Here is an 894-nt window from a genome sequence, read left to right as displayed (position 1 = left end):
CCGACCGCTCGTTCAAATCGTGGAAGAAACGCGCCAACATCGCCGAGGCGCTGTTGGCGCGTTTCTTCCACGATTTGAACGAGCGGTCGGACAGCCTGCCATTGACCAGCACCTGCGGCACGCGTCGCGCGCCAAGCTCGAGGATGGTCATCGGCCAGATCTCGGATTCGGCGATGATTGCCAGATCCGGCTGCCAGTGATCGAGGAACCGGCTGACCGCCGGCTTGAGGTCGAGCGGTACATATTGATGGATGATGCGGTCACCGAGCCGCTCGTCGGCGACCTGCGCCGAGGTGACCGTGCCGGTCGTCAGCACGATGTTGACGCCGTAGTCGAGAATGCTTTCGACCAGCGGCACGACGGCTATGGTCTCGCCGACGCTCGCGGCATGGATCCAGATCACCGGCCCGTCGGGGCGCGCGCGGCCGGCGACGCCATAGCGCTCGCGGCGGCGGTAGCGGTCTTCCTTGCCGCGCGAGGTGCGCCAGGCAACGTAGGGCCCGACCAGCGGATAGGCTGCCGCACCCGCGAATCGGTAAGCCGACAGCATGGCCCGTGCCCAGCGGCCGCTCATCGCGGAGCATCCACGAGACGGTAAGCCTCGGCGGTCGCGGCATTGAGCGCTGTCGTCACTTCCTGGCGCTTGCGCTCCATTTCGGCGTCATCGGCGCCGGCCGCCACGAAGATCGGCTGGCCGATGACGATCGACGAACGGCCGAACGGCAGGTTGATGGTGGTCTTGTCCCAGCTCTTCTCCAGCACCTTGCGGCGGCTGGTGGTGATGGCGACGGGCACAAGCGGCCGGCCCGAGAGGCGAGCCAGGAGAACGATACCAAGTCCTGCGTCTCGCGGCGTGCCGTGCGGAATATCTGCGATCATGGCGACGTTCTTGCC

General features: G+C 66.4%; 2 protein-coding genes. Both read right to left on the bottom strand.

All coding sequences use genetic code 11. From position 1 onward, the window contains the following. Positions 1-574: 3-deoxy-D-manno-octulosonic acid transferase (locus tag EN914_RS36820; protein WP_281034706.1), on the bottom strand; the 574-nt coding region annotated here is incomplete at its 3' end. After that, positions 571-894 (bottom strand): lysophospholipid acyltransferase family protein (locus tag EN914_RS36815; protein WP_407067839.1); only part of this gene is annotated, 324 nt, incomplete at its 5' end. The genes EN914_RS36815 and EN914_RS36820, both read right to left, overlap by 4 nt.

This window comes from Mesorhizobium sp. M7A.F.Ca.CA.001.08.2.1, from assembly GCF_003998455.1.
Classification (GTDB): domain Bacteria; phylum Pseudomonadota; class Alphaproteobacteria; order Rhizobiales; family Rhizobiaceae; genus Mesorhizobium; species Mesorhizobium ciceri.
Note: the sequence above shows the minus strand (reverse complement) of the source record. Positions and strands in the feature narration are given on the sequence as shown.